Origin of the sequence: Streptomyces diacarni, assembly GCF_003323715.1 — a bacterium.
Taxonomy (GTDB): Bacteria; Actinomycetota; Actinomycetes; order Streptomycetales; family Streptomycetaceae; genus Streptomyces; species Streptomyces diacarni.
The window spans coordinates 88075-109611 of the sequence record NZ_QOIN01000055.1; the positions used below are offsets into that span (position 1 = coordinate 88075).

Consider the following 21537-nt stretch of genomic DNA (forward strand, 5'->3'; position numbering starts at 1 on the left):
CTCTGTGGCATGGAAGCAGGCCATTTCTATGGCCAATCTCGGAGAGGTGGACCGAAGAGATGGCGCACTGGAACTCCGCGGTGGGCGCCGTGCAGCTCGCACGGCTCCTGGGCTCGCAGCACTCGGTGCGGCGCGAGGCGCAGGGAGCGGCGAGGGACCTGCTCGCTCCGGGAAGCGTGCTTGCGGGCGGGAGCGCCGCCGGCGCGGCGCGCAAGGTGCCCGCTTACCGTTCCCTGGCCGACGGACTGCGGCTGCTCGTCCTGGAGGGCCGTATCCCCGTCGCGACCCGGCTGCCCGCCGAGCGGGAACTCGCGTCCGCGCTGTCGGTGAGCCGTACCACCGTCGCCGCGGCCTTCGAGGCGCTGCGCACTGACGGATTCCTCGCATCGCGCCGCGGATCCGGCAGTTGGACCACCGTGCCGGCGGGCAAGCCGCTGCCCACCCGTGGACTCGACCCCCTCCCGCCGGAGAACGAGGGCACCGTCATCGACCTGGGCTGCGCCGCGCTGCCCGCCCCCGAGCCGTACATGAGCGAGGCGTTCCAGCGGGCACTGCCGGCCCTGGCCCCCTACGCGCACACCCACGGCGACTACCCGGCGGGGCTGCCCGTGCTGAGGGAGACGGTCGCCGCGCGCTACACGGCGCTGGGCGTACCCACCATGCCGCAGCAGATCATGGTCACCACAGGCGCCATGGGCGGTGTGGCCGCCCTGGCCCGGCTGCTGGTGCCGCACGGGGAGCGCATCGCCGTCGAACACCCTTCCTACGCCAACATCCTGCAACTGCTGCGCGAGACCGGCGGCCGCCTCGTCCCCGTACCCATGGCCGACCGGCTCGCCGGATGGGACCTGCCCGCCTGGCACCGCACCCTGCGCGAGGCCGCGCCCCGGCTCGGGTACGTCGTCGCGGACTTCCACAACCCGACGGGCGCCCTGGCCGACGCGGAGCAGCGCCGCGAACTGATCGGCGCGGCCCGCGCCTCGGGCACGGTCCTCATCGCCGACGAGACCATGGCCGAACTGCCGCTCGGACCGCCGGGGGCCACCGGCATCCCCGCCACCGGGTCCCCGGGACTGGAGATGCCCCCGCCGATGGCGGCCTACGACCCGGGCGGCTCGACCGTCATCACCGTCGGCTCCGTCAGCAAGTCCATCTGGGCCGGGCTGCGCATCGGCTGGATCCGCGCCGCACCCGAGGTGATCCGGAGCCTCACCGCGGCCCGCGCCTACGCCGACCTGGGCAGCCCCGTCCTGGAACAGCTCGCCGTCAGCGAACTGCTGTCGGGCGACGGCTGGGAACAGGCCGTCACGCTCCGCCGCGAGCGGGCCAGGGAGAACCGCGAGGCGCTCACCGCCGCCGTGCGCGACCTGCTGCCCGACTGGGAGTTCACCGTGCCGCACGGCGGCCTCACCCTGTGGGTGCGCACCGGTGGCCTGTCCGGGTCCCGGATCGCCGAGGCGGGCGAACAGCTGGGCGTGCGCGTGCCGTCGGGCCCGCGGTTCGGTGTGGACGGCGCCTTCGAGGGGTTCGTCCGGCTCCCGTTCACCATCGCCGAGCCGCTCGCCCGGGAAGCAGCGGGACGGCTCGCGGCCGCCGCCGACCTCGTACGCTCCGGTGCCCCCACCCCCTCCGACCTGCCCCGCTCCTACGTGGCCTGACCCTCCCTCGGAGGCGCGACCCGGAACGCGGTGGCCGCCGCGCCCCCGCCCGAAGAGGGCTCGTGTACGGACGCCGGCAGCAACTCGCCGACCGCCAGCCGTTCGGGCTCGCCCACCGTCTCGTCCAACGGGTCGGGGGTGGCGGGCACCTGGAGCCGCAGCACCGGTCCCTGGCCCAGCCTGGCGAACCCCCGGCCGCCCGCCACGTGCGCTCCCGCACCGGTCTGCGGCGCCTCACCGAGCACGGCCCCCGCCTGCCCGGGCGACACGGGACCGAGCACCACCCTGGCCCTGGTGTGCGCGAAAACGGTGTCCGTGAGCATGTCCAGATCGTCGAACTGCTCCGCCACCACGACGGTCACGCCGGCGGCGCGGCCGTGCCGCAGCGGAACCCGCAGCAGCTGCTGCGGGTCGATCCTTCCCTCGGCGTCCGCGAGATGGCTGAGCGCCGCGGGCCGGTCCAGCACGATCCACAGCGGCTGCCTGACCTCCTCGGGCACCGGCTCACCGCGCTGCCGGGCCCTGCTGGTCACCAGCAACCGCCGCTCGGTCTCCCGTGCCGCCCACTCCAGCGCGGACAGCGCGCCGGGCAGCGTCGACTCCACGCCCAGCACCCCGTGGCGCGCCGCGAAACAGGAGAACTCGCCGCCCCCGTCGCCGTCGACGAACAGCACCTCGCCCCGGTGCAGCGCCTGGAGCGCGAGCGAGCGCAGCAGCGAACTCGTCCCGGCCCCCGGCGTTCCCACGGCCAGCAGGTGCGGTTCCGTCGCGCGGTGCCCGGTGCGCCACACCACGGGCGGCACGTCGAAGGGGGCGGCCGCGCCCAGGAAGTGCACGGGAACGGTGCGCCGGACCTCGTAGCCGTCCGTGAAGCCGAGCACCGTCTCGCCGGGCGCCGTGACGACCGGCCGCGCCAGTACGCCGCAGGGCAGCGGTGCGAGTGCCGCCATCTCCAGCCGGTTGCCCTCCTGATCCCAGCTGAAGCGGTACTCGCGCCCCCGGCCGGTCTTGGCCGCCAGCACCCGCTCGACCCGCAGCCGCTCCTCGGGCTCGCCGTCGAGGAACGCGGCCGGGTAGCTCAGCAGCAGGTCGCTGATCCGCCCGTCGCGGAACGCGAACTCCTCGAAGACGCGCTCCCACGCGCCCCCGGGGACGTACAGCGGCTCGTGGTGCGAATCCTCCGCCGGCGCGAAGTAGGGCACCAGCGCCTCGTAGAGCGCCCTAAGGCGCGCGCGCTCCTCGCCGCTGGGTCCCGTGCGCGCGGCGGGTCTCGCCGCGCCCTCCCTCCCGTACCACCCGGCGGCGGCCAGCAGGCCCAGCGCCGCCAGCACGGGACCGAAGGGCAGCACCCACACCAGGGCACCGCACGCCGCGACGACGAACAGCGCGGGACCGCGCCGTTCCCCCGGCGTGCGGTCCCACCAGGCTCTGCCGCGGACCGCGAGGTACCGCACCCCGCGGCAGAGCACCAACACGGGGTGCAGCACGTCGAGGACCCCGTCGATCCCCGCCCGCGCCGCGCCCCGCCCGGCCCCGCGTGCACCGCGTGCGCCGCGCCACGACAGCGGCCGCATCTTCGGCGGTTTCAGCGGGTGCGGCGTTTTCGCCACCTTCAGCGTCTTCGGCGTCTTCGGCGTCCTCGCCCACCGGCCCACGCCCAGCTCCTCCCTGGCCTGCTCGCCGCGGGTCCGCCGCGTCGGCTGCGGACCCGCGCCGACGACTAGAACTTGATGCCGCCGAGGAGGCTCGCCAGGCTTTCACCTCCCGCTTTGATGCCGGGTGCCATCGCGGTGCCCGCGATGTAGAAGCCGAAGAGGGCGCACACCAGCGCGTGGGAGACCTTGAGATTGTCCTTCCGGAAGAACAGGAAGACGATCAGGCCCAGCAGCACGACACCCGAGATCGAGAGAATCACCAGTACTCCTGATGTAGGGGACGGTCACCATGAGTTTCACCAGCTTCACAGATCGTGTGCTTGGTAGGAAACTCGCATTTGGGTGATTTACTGCCTAACGCCCCTGAACGGGTCGTGTCGCTGCCGGGCTCACGGTGGAACCCCCTTCTCGTGGCACACCGCGCACCGCCCGCCGAAGCGGGCACCGGGACCGGACCCGACCGCTGGCCTTCGCCCCGTCACCCCCGTTACCCCTGGCGGCCCCGCCGTCCTTCGGCCGACCAGTGCGAGCCTGCCCGTGCCGCCGGCAAGGCGGTGCCGCCCGCGCCGGCCCGCTGGCAGGCCAGCGCCGCCAGAAGCAGCACAGCAGGACACGCGAAGGCCGCGGGCGCCGCCACGATCCGCAGACCGGAGGCGGCCGCCCCGCCTCCCACGACGGCGACCAGCCGGAGTCCGGCCCAGGTACTGGGCGGCGGGCCGCCCGCGGGCAGTTGGGCGAACAGGGCGGTGAGCGTGCCGGTGAAGTACGTGCTCGGCGCCGCCATGGAGCCGCCCGCGAGCATGGCCGAGGACTGGAGGCCCATCGCCGTCGCCGCCGTCACCAGCAGCACCGTCCGCCACTCTCCCTCGGGCGCGCCGCCCGAGGCGGCCGCCACCCCGGCGAACCCGCCCAGCAGCAGCACCTCCAGCCACAGGCACCCCACCACCCGCTGCGGCCAGCCGCCGGGCCGGGTGCCGGTGTCCGCACCGCGGCACACCCTGGCGGCCAGCACGGTGCCCACCACGTACCCGGCGAGGGCGAGCGCGGCGGGCAGTCCGCGTGCGCCGCCGCTGCCCGCGGTGACCCCCATCAGCACGAGATTGCCTGTCATCACGCCTGCGAACACGTGGCCGAGTGCGGTCAGCGCCAGCGCGTCGACGGAGCCGGACGCCGCTGCCAGGAACAGCACCGAACACTGCGCACGGGCGTTCATGCTCTCGGCCATCCCGTCACGGTAGGCCGCGCCCCTGCCGCCCCGGCCGCCGAACCGCCGCGCAGCCAACACCCCCACGCCCGCCCCGACGCCCCCCGGGGCACATCCCTCACGGAAAGGCCCCTCCCATGACCGACGCCAGCGCCACGACCGCGTCCGGCGGCTCCTCCGGGTCCGCCGGCTCCGGCTCCACCGACTCCACCGACACGGTGACGGCCTCGGCCGCCGAAGCCGTACTGTCCGGGCTCGGGGACATCCGCGAGAGCCTGGAGAGTTTCTACAAGGACCTGCACCAGCACCCGGAACTCGGATTCCAGGAGCACCGCACGGCGGGCCACGTCGCCCAGGCGCTGAACGAGTGGGACTACGAGGTCACCGAGGAGGTCGGGCAGACGGGCGTCATCGGCGTGCTGCACAACGGTGAAGGGCCGACCGTCCTGCTGCGCGCGGACATGGACGCGCTGCCCGTGCGCGAACAGACGGGCCTGCCCTACGCCTCCGCCGCGACCGGCACCGACAGCGACGGCGTCGAGCATCCGGTGATGCACGCGTGCGGCCACGACGTGCACGTCACCTGTCTGCTGGGCGCGGCCCGGCTGCTGGCTGCCGGCACCGACGCCTGGCAGGGCACGCTGGTCGTGCTCTTCCAGCCGAACGAGGAGAACGGTTCGGGGGCGAGGGCGATGGTCGACGACGGTCTCGCCCAGCGGATTCCGCGCCCCGACGTGGCGCTGGGCCAGCACGTGCTGCCCGCGCCCGCCGGATCCGTCCTCACCAGGTCCGGCGTCATGATGGCCGCCTCGGACAGCCTCCGCGTCACCCTGCACGGGCGGGGCGCGCACGGCTCCATGCCCGAACGCGCGATCGACCCGGTGGTGTTGGCCGCCATGGTGGTCATCCGCCTCCAGACCGTCGTGGCGCGCGAGATCTCCGCCACCACGCCCGCAGTGGTCACCGTCGGTTCGATCAGGGCGGGCAGCGGGCCCAACATCATCCCGGACACCGCCGAGCTCCAGCTGAACATCCGCTCGTTCGACGAAGAGGCACGCACCCGCATCCTGACCGCCGTCCGCAGGATCGTGACCAGCGAGTGCGCCGCCTCCGGCGCGGACCGCGACCCGGAGTTCGAAACCCTGAGCGAATTCTCCGTCACCGACAACGACGAGGAGGCGACCAACCGGATCGCCACCGCGTTCGAGGCGTCCTTCGGGCGGGACCGGGCGCTGACGGTCGGCCTCGTCCCGGCCAGCGAGGACTTCGGCGAACTCCCCGCAGGCCTCGGGTGCCCGTCCAGCTACTGGGGCCTCGGCGGCATCGACCCCGACACCTACCGCAAGGCCGAGCGCGCCGGGACCGTCGACAGGGACATCCCCAGCAACCACAGCTCCCGCTTCGCGCCGGTCGTCCAGCCCACCCTCGACATGGGCGTCCGCGCCCTGGTCACCGCCTCCCTGGCCTGGCTGGCCCCGCGGCCGAAGGGCAGCTGACCCGTCCTTGTGACCAGTGGACGGCATAACCATCGGCCATCGGACGTGTCTCCTTGCGACGGAGGCGTCAGCAGAGCACGCTCATGGGCCCTGGTTGGCTGAAATCACCGGACCAGCCGTTTCCCGCTGTCATCGGCATCGACTACGGTCAAAGATTCCTCAACGGGAGAATCTTCCGGTTGAGGCCGACAACGGGGGGTTCATGGACACATCGCCGCCGCGCCACACCCGGAGCGAGGCCACCCGGCTGCTGTGCGCGGGCAGCTACCTGAGCCCCGACTTCCGCAGGCAGGTCGTCGACGAACTCGTGGCGCACGAGGAGCGAACGGTCGCTCCCTCCCTGGGGGTCGATGTCCTGCCCGTTCTCGGACACGCGTTGCGCGCACGTCGTCTGGAAGCCGTAGCGGCGGTCGCGCTCCTGACGGCCTGGGCCGTCTTCTTGACCGCGGACAGGGAACCGCTGCTCTCCGTCCCGGACGCCTTCCAGGCGTTCCTGCCGTTCGGCCTGTTCGCGGCGGTGAACGAGTACTCACCGTGGGCCTGTTGGTATGCCGTGGTGTGCCTGGGCATGCTGCTGGCCCGCTACGTATCCGGCCTGCCGCTCGCGAGTTACATGGGAGCGCCCCTGCTCTCCGGATTCCGGAAGCTGGGCCTCATGCGGAGGGTGTTCGGCATCGCCCTCACCTTGCTGTCCTGGGCGCATGGCGCCGTCTACTGGTTCTCCGCGCTGATTCTCTGGCGAGGAGGCCCCGTTGCCGTGGTCTGCCCGCTGCTGATCGCCTGCGTGGTCTGGGCCCACCGGGTGCGGGTGACCCGGATCCTGCGGTCCGAACTGAGCCGGGAGACCTTTGCCCACCGGCACGAGGAGAGCCGTGGAGTCCGGCTGCCCGACACCGCGCGCTACCGCAGGCTGCGGCGCTTCATCCTGCGCGAACAGCACGCGCCCGGATCGGTCTACAACCCGCAACTCCCCTTCATCGGTGCAGGCACACCGCACCAGCCCTGGTCCCTGGCCCTGGAACTGCAGCACTCGGGAGAACACGGCGCCGTCGGCGAAGGCGAGCGCGCCCTTCCCACGCAGAGCACGGGCACCGATTCGGCCCTCACGCCACGGCACGTCATCGACCTCATCACACCGCGTCTCGCATCGCTCCGTGCTGCGGCTGCCCGTACCGGCCGGGACCGGCTCAAGGACCTGGAGGTCCAGGAATTCGTCTACCTGCCCGCCGGTGTGCCCCGAAGCAGCGACGTGGTCTTCTGGCCCGAGCAGCTGCAACAGCACCTGGACGATGCGGTGAACGAAGGTGCGGAAGCCCGCCGCCACTTCCTGCGCATCAGAGTCGGTGCCTGGGACGAGCAGATCGTCGTCACCGTCTTCGTACGGGTGCACACCCAGGGCGGGATGCTGATCCTGGAGGTCGCCCCGCATGTGCTCGGGCCGATCAGAGAGGACTTCGCGGAGGTCGACGCGGTCGCTGCCCGCTCCGGGGCGGTACGGGACGTTCCACGCACCGTGTTGCGGGCACTGACTCTCGGACCGAGCACGTCGATGGCCGCACGTGACTGGCCGAGCGAACTCGTCCGGTCCGTCTTCGCCGCCCCGAGCGTAGCTCCGGCCACCGGCATCTCGGCGCTGTGGACCGTTGTCATGGTGTTGCGGACCTGGCTGCTCGAGCCGGAACACGCGACGCCGGGCGCACCCGTCAAATCCGTGCGTGAAATGGGTAGTGCGGCGGTCTCCTCGCTCTTCCAGGAGATGGACGTGAGCCGGTACGTGAAGACCGTTCAGGACCGTATCGCCTCAGGTGTCAGAGACGCCCTGGAACAGCGGGGTTACCGGACGGACAGGTTCGAGCAGCAGATCGTCAACGTAGGAGAGGGCGGTCTGTTCATCGGTGAGATGAACGGGGGTACCGCGCTCGGCCAGGTGACCGGGGGTGCGGTCGCCACCGGCGAGAGGGGCCGTGCGCGCAGTGCCGCCGCAAACGCCGCCAAGGACAGGAGGGTCGCGCAGTGAGCCAGCACGAACAGTCGGACCAGCCGGCGGGTCGACACGATGAAACGCGCGCCGGCGGTGGGGACGTGCACATCGGCACCATGACCGGAGGCGCCGTCGCGACGGGTTCGCACGGGCGGGCCGTGCACCGGGCGGCGCCGGTCGGTTCTCCGAGCGAGGACGTCACACGGGAACTGGTCGCGGCCCTGGCCATGCTGAACGAACACCTGCGACTGCTGACGCCCACGGAGGAGACGGCCGGAGTGCGCTCCGAGATCGAGACCATCAGAGCCGACATCGACCGCTCGGGGACCCCGCCCGCCTCAAGCCTCGAGCGGCTCCGCGCTTACCTGGAAGTGGGTACGACGGCCGTTGCGGGGCTCTCTTCGGCTCTGCCGGTGGTCCAGGCCATCGAACGAGTCCTCGGCTGAGGCGCACGGGGTGCGCTACGACCCGGAGAGCCAGCGATGGGTGGTCGAGGACGACATTCCGCCGTCCCGGGGCCTGGACTCGCCGCAGGAACCTCTCGGGCGCGAGATCTCGCGCTGGCCGGTCCGGCGGCGTTCCTCGCAACGATGGCCGGAGGCGGCACAGTTGGCGGTTGTCCTCGCGTTCTGCGGAGGGGCCATGGCCGGGCTGTGGGCCGGACACGTCCGTGACGGCCACGGCGACGGACAGTCCCAGCCGCCCGCGACGCACAGCGGGCAGCCGGGACCGGACGCGTCGCAGTCCCCCGGATCGTCCGATGAGGACGATGCGGCCCCGGGAAGCCCCCAAGGCCCGGAAGGTCCCGAAACCGGCGCCGTCGCGGGCCCGGACGGCTCCCGCACCGAGGTGCCACGAGGCTGGAAACGCTTCGACGCGTTCCGTGAGCCGGACAGGGTCAGCTACGAAGCGCCGGCTGGAAGAGCAAACCGCGTCATCATCTTCAAGGTGCCCGAACAAACCCTCGCCGCCTCGCTGCATGCCGCTTCGCAGCGCGGCAGAAAAACCCTCACCGCATACCACCAGAACGCCTACCGGGTAGGTCCCGGGACCGCCATGCGCGAGTTCACCTACATCCATCAGAAGTTCGGCGAACAACTCGCCGTGGACCACCGCTTCGCCACGAACGACAAGCGCTACGCGGTCATCGCCTACGGGCCACCCGACGCAGCCGAGGCGACCAGACAGGTGGCCCACCGTGCCGTAACCACCTTCCGGAGCACCGACTGAGGGCCGCGCCCGGCGGCGCGTCCCGAAGGGCTGGCCCCGGGCCGTGCGTTGAGCTGTCGGTCATCGCCCGGGACGGCGTGCGCTGCCGCCGTGGGAGAGGACATGTCCCCAGAGGGCCTTTCGCGGCACCGACGAACCCACTCTCGCCCCCTCCGGCCCGTGCAAACGAGGTGAGGGAGGACCGGTGAAAGGGACGGCGACGGGCCTTCGCGCCCACGCGGTCATTCCCTTGTGGTGAAACGCGTTCTACTCTGTGCGCCGCTACGGGGACCCGTCGTGGAGCGGAGGGGCCGTGTATCTGGACTACACAGCGGAACAGCAGGAGCTGCGCGCACAACTGCGCGAGTACTTCACGCGGCTCGTGCCCGAGGACGCGCACGCGCGCTACGCCGAGCCGGCCGCCCAGAAGGAGTTCTACCGCCGCACCGTGCGGCAACTGGGCAGGGACGGATGGCTGGGCGTGGGATGGCCGCGCGAGTACGGCGGCCGGGGGATGAGCGCCGTCGAACAGTTCGTCTTCTTCGACGAGGCGGCGCAGGCGGGTGTCCCGCTGCCGCTGATGGCGCTCAACACCGTCGGCCCGACCCTCATGCGCTACGGCACCGACGAACAGAAGGCATACTTCCTGCCCCGCATCCTGGCGGGCGAGCTCGACTTCGCCATCGGCTACAGCGAACCCGAGGCCGGCACCGACCTGGCCTCCCTCACCACCCGCGCCGTACGCGAGGGCGACACCGAAAGCGGGCACTACCTCGTCAACGGGCAGAAGATCTGGACCACGAACGGGGACACCGCCGACTGGGTGTGGCTCGCGGTGCGCACCGATCCCCACGCCAAGCCGCACAAGGGCATCACCCTGCTGCTCGTGCCGACCAGCGACCCCGGCTACTCGTGCACCGTCATCACCACGCTCGCCTCCCACGACACCACGGCGAGCCACTACGAGAACGTGCGGGTGCCGGCGAGCCGCCGCGTCGGGGAGGAGAACGGCGGCTGGCGGCTGATCACCACCCAGCTCAACCACGAGCGCGTCACGCTGGCCGCACACGGCACCATGGCAGTGCGCGCACTGGCCGACACCCGGCGCTGGGCGCGGCGGACCACGCTCGCCGACGGCCGCCGCGTCATCGACCTGGGCTGGGTCCGCACCCGCCTGGCCCGCGCGCACGCCCGCCTGGACGCGATGAAACTGCTCAACTGGCAGATGGTGGACGCGCTCGACAAGGGCGCGCTCACCCCGCACGACGCCTCGGCCGTGAAGGTCTACGGCAGCGAGGCGCGCCGTGACGCCTATGCCTGGCTGATGGAGGTCGTCGGCGCGGCGGGGCCGCTCAAGGAGGGATCGGCGGGCGCGGTGCTCGGCGGGGAGCTGGAGCGCGGCTACCGCAGCGCCGTCATCTTCACCTTCGGCGGCGGAAACAACGAGATCCAGCGCGAAATCATCTCCTGGATCGGTCTCGGCATGCCGCGGGTGCGGCGCTGAACGTCCGTACGGTCCACCCGTGCGGTCCGTTCGGTGTACGAACACGTCACTAGCGCGCCGAACCAGTCAAAGGCGTACACCCTGTCCGCAGATGGCATACACGGGCAGGAACGAGGCAGCCATACTGGGCAGAGAGGGAGGAACGCGCACCAGGACGTGACGACGGGGGCGAGACGGGGATGGTTCCAAGCACCCTGATCCATGACCGTTACCGGCTGCTCGAGCTCATCGGGCGCGGCGGTATGGGGGAAGTGTGGCGGGCGCACGACGAGTCGCTGGGCAGGAGAGTGGCGGTCAAGTGCCTCAAACCACTGGCACAGCGCGGGGACGCCGCGTTCCTGCGCGTGGTGCGCGAGCGCTTCCGGCGCGAGGCGCGCGTCGCGGCCTCGCTGCAGCACCAAGGCGTCACGGTGGTGCACGACTTCGGTGACGACGAGGGCCTGCTCTACCTGGTCATGGAGCTGCTGGAGGGGCGCAACCTCAGCCAGCTGCTGGAGGAGGGCAAGCGGCAGCCGCTGCCGGTGCCCGAGGTCCTCGATGTCGCCGAGCAGGTCTCGGCGGCCCTGGCCTACACCCACGCGCAGGGTGTCGTGCACCGCGATCTGAAGCCGGCGAACGTCATGCGCACGGCGGACGGCACCGTCAAGATCTGCGACTTCGGCATCGCACGCCTGGCCCACGACATCGGCTTCACCGCCAAGTTGACCGGCACCGGCATCGCCATGGGCACCCCGCACTACATGTCGCCCGAACAGATCGCCGGAACCGCGGTCGACCACCGCAGCGATCTCTACTCGTTCGGGTGCGTCCTGTACGAACTGGCCACCGGCGCGCCGCCCTTCACAGGAGGAGACGCCTGGTCCGTCCTGGTCGGCCACCGCGACGCGCCGCCCGAGCCGCCCCGCAGCCACCGCCCGGAGCTGCCGGCACCGCTGGAGGAGGCCGTCCTGTGGCTGCTGTCCAAGGCGCCGGAGGAGAGGCCGGACGACGCCGCGGACCTGTCGGCGCGACTCGCGGCCGCCAGGGCGTGCCTCCCCGCCTGGTCCGCAGGACCGGCGGGTTACGTGGGGCCCATGGGGCCGGCGGACTCCGCGGGCCGGGCGATCCCCGTCAGTGCGGCGGTCTCCGCGGGCCAGGCCGCGGGCGAGCCTGCGGAATGGGGCGGCGCGGCGGCGCGGGAGGGCCTGGCGGTGTGGGAGGACGCGGCAGTGCGAGACGGCCGGTGGCCGGGGGGCTTGGGCACGGACGACGCGCGGGACGGCGAGGCCGCCGCGAAAGGGCCGGCCCCCGGCCCGGCGCCCGGCCCCGGGGAAGCCGCCTCCCTGTGGATGCCCGGGTGGGCCCGCGGCATGGGCGGTGGGCTGCCGGCCCACGGTCTGCTCGCGCGACGGACACCGCCGTGGATCAGGGCAGAACCGAGCGGACTCTCCGGGCAGTGGACAGGCGGCGGCGCCGCTGGGCCCCCGACCACCGACGTGGCGTTGGCGGCGGCCTTTGCGGTGAGCGGGGGCGGCCCTCGCGCGCTGTCCGCGGAGCCTCGCGGGCTCACCGTCCAGCCCCGTACGCCCGGCGCGAGCAGCGGTGCCGCACCCGCCGACCCCCGCCACCTCGCGCCGGACTCTGCCACCCCGCGCCGCCCCGCCCTCCACCCACCCGAGCCGACCCACCCGCCCCATGCCACCCACCCGTCTGACGGCGCCCACCCGTCTGACGGTGCTCACCTGCCCGGCGGTGCCCGCCCGTTCGGTGGCGCTCAACCGTCCAGCAGCGCCGACCTGCCCGGTGGCGCCCGACCGTCCGGCAGCGTTCGCCCGCCTGGGGCAGTCGACCCGTCCGATGCCGCCTTCCCGCCGGGTGGTGCCTTCCCGCCGGGCGGTGCCCAACCGCCCGGCGGCGCGCACCTGCCCGCTGGTGCGCGCCCCGCGTTGCTCGCCGTCCTGGCGAGCAGGCACAGCGCAGGGGAGAGCCTGGGGCGCCTCGGCTGTTGGGAAGAGGCGTACGAGGCGCACGCCGCGGTCGCCGCCGAGCGGCACGATCTGCTCGGCGCGTGCCACCCCGACACGCTCACCAGCCGGTTGGCGGCCGGTCACGCGCTGGGCCGGCTCGGCCGCTGGGAGGAGGCCTGGGAGGTGTGCCGCGGTGTGGCGCTGGACCGTGCCCGGATCTTCGGGGACGAGCACCCGCACACGCTGTCGGCCCGCGAGGAGAGCGCCGGCTGTCTGCGTCGGCTCGGCCGTGCCACCGAGGCCGTGGAGCTGAGCCGCGACCTGGTCGCGGCGCGGACCAGGGTGAGCGGCCCGGCCGCCCCGGCGACCCTGCGGGCCCTGAGCGGACTGGGCGCCGCACTCGGCTGCCTCGGCCGCTGGGAGGAGGCGCTGGACGTGTACCGGCACGTGACCTCACTGCGCCACCGTGTGCTGGGTCCCGCCGATCCCGAGACGCTGGCCGGCAGGAACGAGGAGGCGCACTGTCTGGAGCGGCTGGGCCGCGGCGAGGAGGCCGCGCGGGTCTACCGGGCGCTGGCACTCCAGTCGTGAGGGAGCACGGAGGGCCGCTCAGATCGCGAGGGGGTAGGCGCGGCACCGGCGACAAAAACTGATGCCGCGTCAGGAAAAGTCTTCCCTCCGGCATCCGGCTGCGGCATCCTGCGCCCATGCAGACGGAGCTGAGCACCCAGCTGGGAGCAGAGCACGCACTCTTCGGGTTCACGCCCTTCCCCGCCGTGGCCGCCGCGCTCACCCGCGCGGGCGGCTTCGGCGTGCTCGGCGCCGTGCGGTACGGCGCCGCCGACGACCTCAGACGCGATCTCGACTGGATGGCGGCGCACACCGGCGGGCTGCCGTGGGGGCTCGATGTCGTGATGCCGGCCAAGAAGGTCGAGTCGGTCACCGAGGCGGACGTCGAGGCCATGATCCCCGAGGAGCACCGCCAGTACGTGCGCAAGGTCTTGGACAGGTACGACGTCCCCGACCTGCCGGACGGCCAAGACGGCGGCTGGCGCATCACCGGATGGATGGAGGAGGTCGCGCGCAGCCAGCTCGACGTCGCCTTCGACTATCCCGTCAAACTCCTGGCCAACGCGCTCGGTTCGCCGCCGCCCGACGTGATCGAGCGGGCCCACCGGCACGACATCCCCGTCGCCGCTCTCGCCGGCAGCCCCCGGCACGCCGAGCGGCACAAGGAAGCGGGCATCGACATCATCGTCGCGCAAGGCTATGAGGCCGGCGGGCACACCGGGGAGATCGCCACCATGGTGCTCACCCCCGAGGTCGTCCGCGCCGTCGCCCCCCTCCCCGTGCTCGCCGCAGGCGGCATCGGCAGCGGCGAGCAGGTGGCCGCGGCCCTCGCGCTGGGTGCCCAGGGCGCCTGGCTGGGTTCCGTGTGGCTGACCACCACCGAGGCCGACCTCGGCTCGCGGGCCCTCACGCGCAAGCTGCTGGCCGCCACGGCCGGGGACACGGTGCGCTCCCGGGCGCTGACGGGCAAGCCGGCGCGGCAGTTGCGGACCGACTGGACGGACGCCTGGGAGCCGGGGGAGGGGCCGGGACCGCTTCCGATGCCGCTACAGGGCCTGCTGGTGGCGGAGGCCAACTCGCGGATACAGCGGTACGAGGTGGAGCCGCTGCTCGGCACGCCCGTCGGGCAGATCGTCGGGTCCATGAACAGCGAGCGTTCGGTCCAGGCCGTCGTCGACGACCTGACCCGCGGGTTCGAGGCGGCCGTCGCGAGGCTGGGCGGCATCGCGGGTGCCGGCTGAGGACGGCCCGCGGGGGGCCCACAGGACGGGCCCACAGGACGGGCCCACAGGGCGGGGAACGGGGGACAGGGAGACGGAGCGACGCAACCCAGAAGGGAGCCCGAGATGAACGCACCCAACGGGTTCTGGGCGCAGGCCCAGCAGGACCCGGAGCGTACGGTTCTGATCGCACCGGGCGGTGACTCGTGGTCAGCCGACCGCCTGCGCGCGGAGTGCGACAAGCTCACGCACGGCCTGCGGGCGGCGGGCCTCAAGGAGGGCGACGCGTTCGCCACGGTGCTGCCCAACGGCCCGGAGTTCATCGTCGCCTACCTCGCCGCCACCCAGGCGGGCTTCTACATGGTTCCGGTCAACCACCACCTGGTGGGCCCCGAGATCGCGTGGATCCTCGCCGACTCGGGGGCGAAGGTTCTCCTGGCGCATCCGCGGTTCGCCGCCGCCGCGACGGCGGCGGCGGACGAGGCCGGATTACCGCCAGGCCGGCGCTACGCCGTGGGCGGCGCCGTCGACGGCTTCCGCGCCTTCGACGACCTCCTGCGGGATCAGCCGGCGACGCCACCGCAGGAGCGCACCAGCGGCTGGGTCATGAACTACACGTCCGGCACCACGGGCCGCCCCCGCGGCATCCGCCGCCCGCTCAGCGGCAAGCGGCCCGAGGAGACGTATCTGGGCGGTTTCCTCGGCATCTTCGGGATCCGGCCCTTCGACGGCAACGTGCACCTCGTCTGCTCGCCGCTCTACCACACGGCGGTCCTCCAGTTCGCCGGCGCGGCGCTGCACATCGGCCACCGGCTGGTGGTGATGGACAAGTGGGAGCCGGAGGAGATGCTGCGGCTCATCGACCGGCACGGGTGCACACACACCCACATGGTGCCCACCCAGTTCCACCGGCTGCTGGCGCTGCCGGACGCGACCCGCCGGGCCTACGACGTCTCCTCGATGCGGCACGCCATCCACGGCGCCGCGCCCTGCCCCGACCACGTCAAGCGGGGCATGATCGAGTGGTGGGGCGGCTGCGTGGAGGAGTACTACGCGGCGAGCGAGGGCGGCGGCGCGTTCGCGACGGCCGAGGACTGGCTGAAGAAGCCCGGAACGGTGGGCAGGGCCTGGCCGATCAGCGAGCTGGCCGTCTTCGACGACGACGGCAACAGGATCGGCCCGGGCGAACTGGGCACCGTGTACATGAAGATGTCGACCGGCGGGTTCGCGTACCACAAGGACGAGGACAAGACGCGCAGGAACCGGATCGGCGACTTCTTCACGGTCGGGGACCTGGGCTACCTGGACGAGGACGGCTACCTGTTCCTGCGGGACCGCAAGATCGACATGATCATCTCGGGCGGGGTGAACATCTACCCGGCCGAGATCGAGGCGGCGCTGCTGACCCATCCCGCCGTCGCGGACGCCGCCGCCTTCGGTGTGCCGCACGACGACTGGGGCGAGGAGGTGAAGGCGGTCGTCGAGCCCGCCGCCGGGCACGAGGCGGGGGAGCGGCTCGCCGAAGAGATCCTGGCCCACTGCGCGGACCGGCTCGCGGGGTACAAACGCCCCAAATCCGTGGACTTCATCGCCGAGATGCCCCGCGACCCGAACGGCAAGCTCTACAAGCGCCGCCTGCGCGACCCCCACTGGCCGGCCCGCCCCTGAGGCGTCCCGCGGTCCGCCGCGACGAACGATGCGCAAGAGAGACCTCGTGGCCACTTTCCACCCCTTCCTGTCGCGGCCATGATGATCACGCGTGGTCGCGGGCCACCTGTCCGCGGCGGCGGCGTCATCGGCAATCCACGGCAGGAACAGGAAGAGGTCCTATGCCCGGGCTCTGGAGCGGGGAAGGCGTACTGCGCCGCAAACCCATCGAGCAGATCGAGGAACCGGAGGGAGGCTCAGGACAGCAGCTCACCCGCACGCTCGGCCTGCGCCATCTGACGGCGATCGGCGTCGGCGGCATCATCGGCGCCGGCGTCTTCAGCCTGGCGGGCACCGTCGCCAACGGCAAGGCAGGCCCTGCCGTGCTGATCTCCTTCCTCATCGCGGGCCTGGCCAGTGCCTGTGCGGCCCTGTCCTACGCGGAGTTCGCCGGCCTGATCCCCAAAGCGGGCTCCGCCTACACCTACGGCTACGCGGTGCTGGGCGAGCTCGGCGGCTGGTTCATCGGCTGGGATCTGCTGCTGGAGTACACCGCGATCGTCTCCGTGGTGGCCATCGGCATCTCCGGATACTTCTCGTTCCTGATGGAGGAGATGGGCGCCTCACTGCCCTCCTGGATGCTGGGCGCGCCGGGAACGGGCGACGGACACCGGGTCGACCTGTTCGCGGCGCTGCTGTGCCTGCTGATCGCCTACGCGCTGACCCGCGGCATCAAGAGCGCGGCACGGTTCGAACTGGTCGTCGTGGTCCTGAAGGTCGCCGTCGTCCTGCTGGTGATCGTCGTCGGCGTCTTCCACATCAAGTCGAGCAACTACGAGCCGTTCTTCCCCTTCGGCCTCTCCGGCGCGTTCACCGGCGCCGCCACCGTCTTCTTCGCCGTCTTCGGCTACGACGCGATGAGCACGGCGGCCGAGGAGTCGCAGGACGCCCAGAAGCACATGCCGAAGGCGATCATCTACTCGCTGGTCATCTCCATGGTGCTGTACGTGGCCGTGTGCCTGGTGCTGACGGGGATGCAGAACTACAAGGACATCGACCCGGACAGCGGCTTCTCCACCGCCTTCAAGTCCGTGGGTCTCAGCAGCGTCGCCGACATCATCGCCGTCGGCGCCATCATCGGCATCCTCACCGTGATGTTCACCTTCATGCTGGGCGTCACCCGCGTGTGGTTCTCCATGAGCCGCGACGGACTGCTGCCCAAGTGGTTCGCCAAGACCGACCCGGTGCGCCACGTGCCCGTCCGCGTCACCTGGATCGTGGGCGTCGCCTCCGCGGTGCTGGCCGGCTTCCTGCCCATCGAGGAGGCAGCGGAGATGACGAACATCGGCATCCTGCTGGCGTTCGTCGTCGTGTGCGTCGCCGTGATCGTCCTGCGGTACCGGCAGCCCGACCTGCCGCGCAAGTTCAAGGTGCCCGGCATGCCCGTCGTCCCGCTGCTCGGTGTGGTCTTCTCCATCTGGCTGACGACCTACCTCTCCTGGCAGACCTGGGTGCGCTTCGGCGTGTGGTTCGCCATCGGGCTCGTCGTGTACTTCGGCTACTCGTACCGCAGGTCCGAGCTGGCCAAGCGGCCCGGCGGCACCGCGCCGCCGTCCTTCGAGAAGAAGGACTCCTAGGGCCTCTCGTCTGGCTCTTGCCGGGCTCGCGGGGTCCGGCACGCACTCTCGGTGACCGAGACCGGACCCCGGGGGCGGCGGGGAGTGGCGCCCTCAGCCGGCGGCGGGGTCGAGAGGGACGGGCCAGTGGCGGGAGCGCAGCAGCGCTTCGGTGCCGCCGTCGGCGCACAGGACGGTGCCCACGCAGAACGACGCGGCGGGGGAGAGCAGGAAGCGGACTGCCGCGGTGACCTCCGCGGCCCGCCCCGCGCGGCCCAGCGGAACCGGGTAGGCGGCCATGCCGTCCGCGGTCAGCGGGTCGGTGCGGCCCGCCGCGGTCATCGGTGTGTCGATGAGCCCGGGCGCCACCGCGTTGAGCCGGACGCCGCTGCCCGCCCACGCGTGGGTGCCCGCGTGCTCGCGCACGTACCAGGCCAGTGCCGCCTTCGTCGCCGGATAGGTGGCCACGCCGCCCGCGCGGTCGGCGAGGGCGCGCGCCTCGTCCTCGTCCCCGGCCAGGCACGCCGTCGCCAGCCCCGTCGGCCAGCCGGGCTGGCACGTCGCCGAGTTGGAGGAGACCAGCACGGCCGCGGGGCCGCGGGACGAGCGCAGGAGCGCGGGCCGCAGCCCCTCCAGGAGCCGTACGGCGCCGAAGTGGTTCACCGAGACCATCAGCGACCCGGGGCGCCCTGTGGCCGCCGCGAGACCCGCGAAGGGGACGAAGCCGTCGAGGGCACCGTCCGGGAGGAGTTCGCCGATCCGCCGCAGCGCCGCGCGGCGGCCGTCGTCCGTCGCGAGGTCGGCGGTCACCTCGGCGTGGGCCAGGTCGACTCCGATGACGCGGTGGCCCTCCTCGCACAGTTCGGCGGCGAGTGCGGCGCCCATGCCGGAGGCGGCGCCGGTGACGACGTAGGTGGACACGGTTGCGGCCCTCCGGGCTCAGGCGACGGGATCGACCAGCGCACACCTGCTGCGGCCGTAGCCGGCCAGCAGGCACATGCCGCACGGTACGCAGGCCGACCGCACGGTCTCGCCCGCGCGTTCCACCTGCCGGGACGCCGCTTTCCGCCTCCGGTTCGGGGCGGTCAGCGCGTCGCTGACCAGGGGGCCGCCTCCTCGGCCGTGCGCCGGGCCCAGCGGTAGTCGGCCTTGCCGCTGGGGGAGCGCTGGACGAGGTCGCAGAAGACGACCGTGCGCGGCACCTTGTAGCCCGCCAGCCGCTCGCGCGCGTGCGCGCGCACGGCGTCGCCGGTCAGCGCCGCGGCGCCGGCCCGCAGCTGGACGACGGCCGCGACGCGGTTGCCCCAGCGCTGGTCGGGGACGCCCGTCACGAGGGCGTCGTAGACGTCGGGGTGCGACTTGAGCGCCTCCTCGACCTCCTCGGGGAAGACCTTCTCCCCGCCGGTGTTGATGCACTGCGAGCCGCGCCCCAGGACGGTGACGACACCCGCCTCGTCGACGGTGGCCACGTCGCCCAGCAGCACCCAGCGGGCGCCGCCGGCCTCGAAGAACGTCTCGGCGCTCTTGGCGGGGTCGTTGTAGTAGCCGAGCGGAACGTGGCCGCGCAGGGCGATGCGGCCGGTGCCGCCGGGTGGCACCGGCTCGCGGGTGGCCGGATCCACCACCGCGGTGCCGTCGTTGACGGTGAGGCGGAAACCCTTGCCGGGGCCCGAGTCCGCCGTCGCCGTGCCGTTGAAGCCGGACTCCGAGGAGCCGAAGTTGTTGAGGAGCAGGGCGTGCGGCACCAACCGCGCGAACTGGTCCCTTACCGCCTCGGAGAGGATCGCGCCGGAGCTGGAGACCGCCAGGAGGGAGGAGCAGTCGGTGCCCCGCAGCGGTCCGGCGAGGGCGTCCACCAGGGGGCGCAGCATCGCGTCGCCGACCAGGGAGACCGCCGTCACCTTCTCCCGCTCGACGGTGCGCAGCACCTCCTCGGGGGCGAACTTGCGGTGCAGCACCACCTTCTGCGCGTAGTTGAAGGCGATGAGGAGGGTGAGCGTGGAGGTCCCGTGCATCAGCGGGGGAGTGGGGAAGAAGACCAGGCCCTCGCCGCCCGCCGCCGCCCGCTCGGCCAGTTCCTCAGGTCGGCCGACGGGCTCCCCTGTGGGCGCCCCGCCGCCCAGCCCGGAGAAGAAGAGGTCCTCGGCCCGCCACATCACACCCTTGGGCATGCCGGTGGTGCCGCCGGTGTAGATGAGGAACAGGTCGTCGGCCGAGCGCGGTCCGAAGCCCCGCTCGGGTGAACCGGCCGCCAGAGCCTGCGTGTACGGGACGGGGGCCAGGGGCGGTTCGGGTGCTCCCCGCGGTGCCTCCCCGACACGCACGAGGTGGCGGAGTGTCCGGGTGTGCGCCAGGGCGCCCGCCACCCGTGCGGTGAACTCGCCGTCGAAGACGAGCGCGACCAGGTCGGCGTCCCGGTAGAGGTAGGCCAGTTCGTCCTCGACGTAGCGGTAGTTCACGTTGACGGGAACAGCACGGATCTTGAGGCAGGCCAGCAGGGTCTGCACGTATGGGACACCGTTGTACAGGTGCAGTCCGACGTGGTCGCCCGCGTGGACGCCGCTGTCGGCGAGGTGGTGCGCGAGGCGGTTGGCCGAACGGTCCAGCTCGGCGTACGTCAGTCTGCGTTCCTCGCCCGTGCCGGGGTGGTCCAGGTGGACCAGCGCCTCGCGCTCGGGAACGGTGTCGGCGATCGACTCGAACAGGTCGGCAAGGTTGTACTCCACGGCGCGCTCCTCCATGCCCGGGCCCCGGCGTACGTGCTCGGATCGGCGTACGGCGTTGGTGCGTTCCCCCGCGCGTGGCGTCCGGTGCTGCTCGCGGCACCGTGCGTCCGGCGCTCATCAGAGCACCGGGGCGCGGAGACGGGAAGGGGCCCGGCACAAGAAATATGACGGCCTGTCAGAAAACTCTTGAAGTCCGCGCTCCGCTACTGCAACCTGTTCCAGGTCCGCGAGGCCGCGCCTCGGCCCTGGAGACAGGAGGCCCCACGATGGGCGGCACCGAACATCTGTCCGTGGAGCGGGTGGGGGCCACCCTGGTGCTCACCCTCAACCGCCCCGAAGCCAAGAACGCCCTCTCCCTGGCCATGCTCGTCGGGCTCTACGACGGCTGGCTCGAAGCCGATGCCGACGACGCCGTACGCTCCGTCGTCCTCACCGGCGCGGGCGGCACCTTCTGCGCCGGCATGGACCTCAAAGCGCTGGCCGGCGACGGGATGGACGGTCAGCAACACCGCGCCCGCCTGCGCGACGACCCCGACCTGCACTGGAAAGCCATGCTCCGGCACCACAGGCCGCGCAAACCCGTGATCGCGGCAGTCGAGGGCCACTGCGTGGCAGGCGGCACGGAAATGCTCCAGGGCACCGACATCCGCGTGGCCGGCGAGAGCGCCGTCTTCGGCCTCTACGAGGTACGCCGCGGACTGTTCCCCCTCGGCGGCTCCACCGTGCGGCTGCCCCGGCAGATCCCGCGCACCCACGCCCTGGAGATGCTCCTGACGGGCCGCCCCTACAGCGCCGCCGAAGCCGAACACATCGGCCTGATCGGACGAGTCGTCCCCGACGGGACCGCGCTGGACGCCGCCCTGGAGACCGCCGAACGCGTCAACGCCTGCGCCCCGCTGGCCGTCGAGGCCGTGAAGGCCTCCGTCCACGAGACGTCGGCCATGACGGAGGAAGAGGGGCTCGCCGCCGAGTTGGAGCGCGGCTGGCCCCTCTTCGACACCGCCGACGCGCGGGAGGGCGCACGCGCCTTCGCCCAGAAGAGGCAGCCACGCTTCAAGCGGGCATGACGGCTCCTCTCCCACCCGGCACACCGGAAAGGATCCTC

The 21537-nt window shown here is 72.4% G+C and carries 16 protein-coding genes; 11 read left to right on the top strand and 5 right to left on the bottom strand.

Going from position 1 to position 21537, the window contains the following annotated elements:
- The first annotated feature begins 59 nt into the window (after nucleotides 1-59).
- A complete protein-coding gene (yczR, locus tag DTL70_RS27685) occupies nucleotides 60-1658 on the top strand; it encodes a MocR-like transcription factor YczR (RefSeq protein ID WP_114024741.1) in 1599 nt (532 codons plus the stop codon).
- Here the strand turns inward: yczR and DTL70_RS27690 are convergent.
- The 3 genes from DTL70_RS27690 to DTL70_RS27700 all read right to left on the bottom strand — a co-directional run bounded on the left by DTL70_RS27690 (nucleotide 1646) and on the right by DTL70_RS27700 (nucleotide 4538).
- On the bottom strand, nucleotides 1646-3232 hold the full coding sequence (locus DTL70_RS27690; protein WP_245979873.1) for a hypothetical protein: 1587 nt from the start codon (nucleotides 3230-3232) through the stop codon (nucleotides 1646-1648). The two genes, yczR and DTL70_RS27690, sit on opposite strands and share 13 nt — an antisense overlap.
- Before the next feature lie 146 nt (nucleotides 3233-3378).
- A complete protein-coding gene (locus DTL70_RS27695; protein ID WP_114015052.1) occupies nucleotides 3379-3573 on the bottom strand; it encodes a hypothetical protein in 195 nt (64 codons plus the stop codon).
- Nucleotides 3574-3800: 227 nt separating this feature from the next.
- Nucleotides 3801-4538, bottom strand: coding sequence for a YoaK family protein (locus DTL70_RS27700; protein ID WP_114024742.1), 738 nt, complete (start codon nucleotides 4536-4538; stop codon nucleotides 3801-3803).
- Between the two features lie 116 nt (nucleotides 4539-4654).
- Here DTL70_RS27700 and DTL70_RS27705 point away from each other — a divergent pair, with 116 nt between their 5' ends.
- From DTL70_RS27705 to DTL70_RS27745, 9 genes are all read left to right on the top strand, one after another.
- Nucleotides 4655-6013: an amidohydrolase gene (locus DTL70_RS27705; protein WP_114024743.1), complete on the top strand. Its 1359-nt coding sequence runs from the start codon at nucleotides 4655-4657 to the stop codon at nucleotides 6011-6013.
- Between the two features lie 202 nt (nucleotides 6014-6215).
- Entirely contained in the window at nucleotides 6216-8030 is a 1815-nt protein-coding gene (locus DTL70_RS27710; RefSeq protein ID WP_114024744.1) for a hypothetical protein, read from the top strand.
- Nucleotides 8027-8440 (top strand): hypothetical protein, encoded by a 414-nt coding sequence (locus DTL70_RS27715; protein ID WP_114024745.1) that lies wholly within the window; start codon nucleotides 8027-8029, stop codon nucleotides 8438-8440. The genes DTL70_RS27710 and DTL70_RS27715 overlap by 4 nt, the downstream gene beginning before the upstream one ends.
- 196 nt (nucleotides 8441-8636) lie before the next feature.
- The gene (locus DTL70_RS27720) at nucleotides 8637-9224 is read left to right on the top strand and encodes a hypothetical protein (protein WP_147266827.1); all 588 of its coding nucleotides are present in this window, start codon (nucleotides 8637-8639) and stop codon (nucleotides 9222-9224) included.
- Between the two features lie 292 nt (nucleotides 9225-9516).
- Nucleotides 9517-10707, top strand: a complete 1191-nt coding sequence (locus tag DTL70_RS27725; protein WP_114024747.1) for an acyl-CoA dehydrogenase family protein — start codon at nucleotides 9517-9519, stop codon at nucleotides 10705-10707.
- Nucleotides 10708-10886: 179 nt separating this feature from the next.
- Complete coding sequence (locus DTL70_RS27730) at nucleotides 10887-13244, top strand: serine/threonine-protein kinase (protein WP_114024748.1); 2358 nt, start codon at nucleotides 10887-10889, stop codon at nucleotides 13242-13244.
- Between the two features lie 116 nt (nucleotides 13245-13360).
- Entirely contained in the window at nucleotides 13361-14464 is a 1104-nt protein-coding gene (locus tag DTL70_RS27735; RefSeq protein WP_114024749.1) for an NAD(P)H-dependent flavin oxidoreductase, read from the top strand.
- Between the two features lie 105 nt (nucleotides 14465-14569).
- Complete coding sequence (locus tag DTL70_RS27740; protein ID WP_114024750.1) at nucleotides 14570-16111, top strand: acyl-CoA synthetase; 1542 nt, start codon at nucleotides 14570-14572, stop codon at nucleotides 16109-16111.
- A gap of 161 nt (nucleotides 16112-16272) precedes the next feature.
- On the top strand, nucleotides 16273-17727 hold the full coding sequence (locus tag DTL70_RS27745; RefSeq protein WP_114024751.1) for an amino acid permease: 1455 nt from the start codon (nucleotides 16273-16275) through the stop codon (nucleotides 17725-17727).
- Between the two features lie 93 nt (nucleotides 17728-17820).
- Here DTL70_RS27745 and DTL70_RS27750 read toward each other — a convergent pair whose 3' ends face one another.
- Both DTL70_RS27750 and DTL70_RS27755 read right to left on the bottom strand, forming a co-directional pair.
- Entirely contained in the window at nucleotides 17821-18627 is an 807-nt protein-coding gene (locus DTL70_RS27750; protein ID WP_114024752.1) for an SDR family oxidoreductase, read from the bottom strand.
- 164 nt (nucleotides 18628-18791) lie between these two features.
- Entirely contained in the window at nucleotides 18792-20432 is a 1641-nt protein-coding gene (locus tag DTL70_RS27755) for an acyl-CoA synthetase (protein ID WP_114024789.1), read from the bottom strand.
- Between the two features lie 266 nt (nucleotides 20433-20698).
- Here DTL70_RS27755 and DTL70_RS27760 point away from each other — a divergent pair, with 266 nt between their 5' ends.
- The gene (locus tag DTL70_RS27760) at nucleotides 20699-21499 is read left to right on the top strand and encodes a crotonase/enoyl-CoA hydratase family protein (protein ID WP_114024753.1); all 801 of its coding nucleotides are present in this window, start codon (nucleotides 20699-20701) and stop codon (nucleotides 21497-21499) included.
- Nucleotides 21500-21537: the final 38 nt, after the last annotated feature.

What these genes read in the sequence shown, in the direction of transcription:
- DTL70_RS27705 (WP_114024743.1), top strand. Translation starts at nt 4,655, where the DNA reads ATGACCGACGCCAGCGCCACGACCGCGTCCGGCGGCTCCTCCGGGTCC.
- DTL70_RS27710 (WP_114024744.1), top strand. Translation starts at nt 6,216, where the DNA reads ATGGACACATCGCCGCCGCGCCACACCCGGAGCGAGGCCACCCGGCTG.
- DTL70_RS27700 (WP_114024742.1), bottom strand. Translation starts at nt 4,538, where the DNA reads ATGGCCGAGAGCATGAACGCCCGTGCGCAGTGTTCGGTGCTGTTCCTG.
- DTL70_RS27745 (WP_114024751.1), top strand. Translation starts at nt 16,273, where the DNA reads ATGCCCGGGCTCTGGAGCGGGGAAGGCGTACTGCGCCGCAAACCCATC.
- yczR (WP_114024741.1), top strand. Translation starts at nt 60, where the DNA reads ATGGCGCACTGGAACTCCGCGGTGGGCGCCGTGCAGCTCGCACGGCTC.
- DTL70_RS27760 (WP_114024753.1), top strand. Translation starts at nt 20,699, where the DNA reads ATGGGCGGCACCGAACATCTGTCCGTGGAGCGGGTGGGGGCCACCCTG.
- DTL70_RS27730 (WP_114024748.1), top strand. Translation starts at nt 10,887, where the DNA reads ATGGTTCCAAGCACCCTGATCCATGACCGTTACCGGCTGCTCGAGCTC.
- DTL70_RS27740 (WP_114024750.1), top strand. Translation starts at nt 14,570, where the DNA reads ATGAACGCACCCAACGGGTTCTGGGCGCAGGCCCAGCAGGACCCGGAG.
- DTL70_RS27690 (WP_245979873.1), bottom strand. Translation starts at nt 3,232, where the DNA reads ATGCGGCCGCTGTCGTGGCGCGGCGCACGCGGTGCACGCGGGGCCGGG.
- DTL70_RS27720 (WP_147266827.1), top strand. Translation starts at nt 8,637, where the DNA reads ATGGCCGGGCTGTGGGCCGGACACGTCCGTGACGGCCACGGCGACGGA.
- DTL70_RS27735 (WP_114024749.1), top strand. Translation starts at nt 13,361, where the DNA reads ATGCAGACGGAGCTGAGCACCCAGCTGGGAGCAGAGCACGCACTCTTC.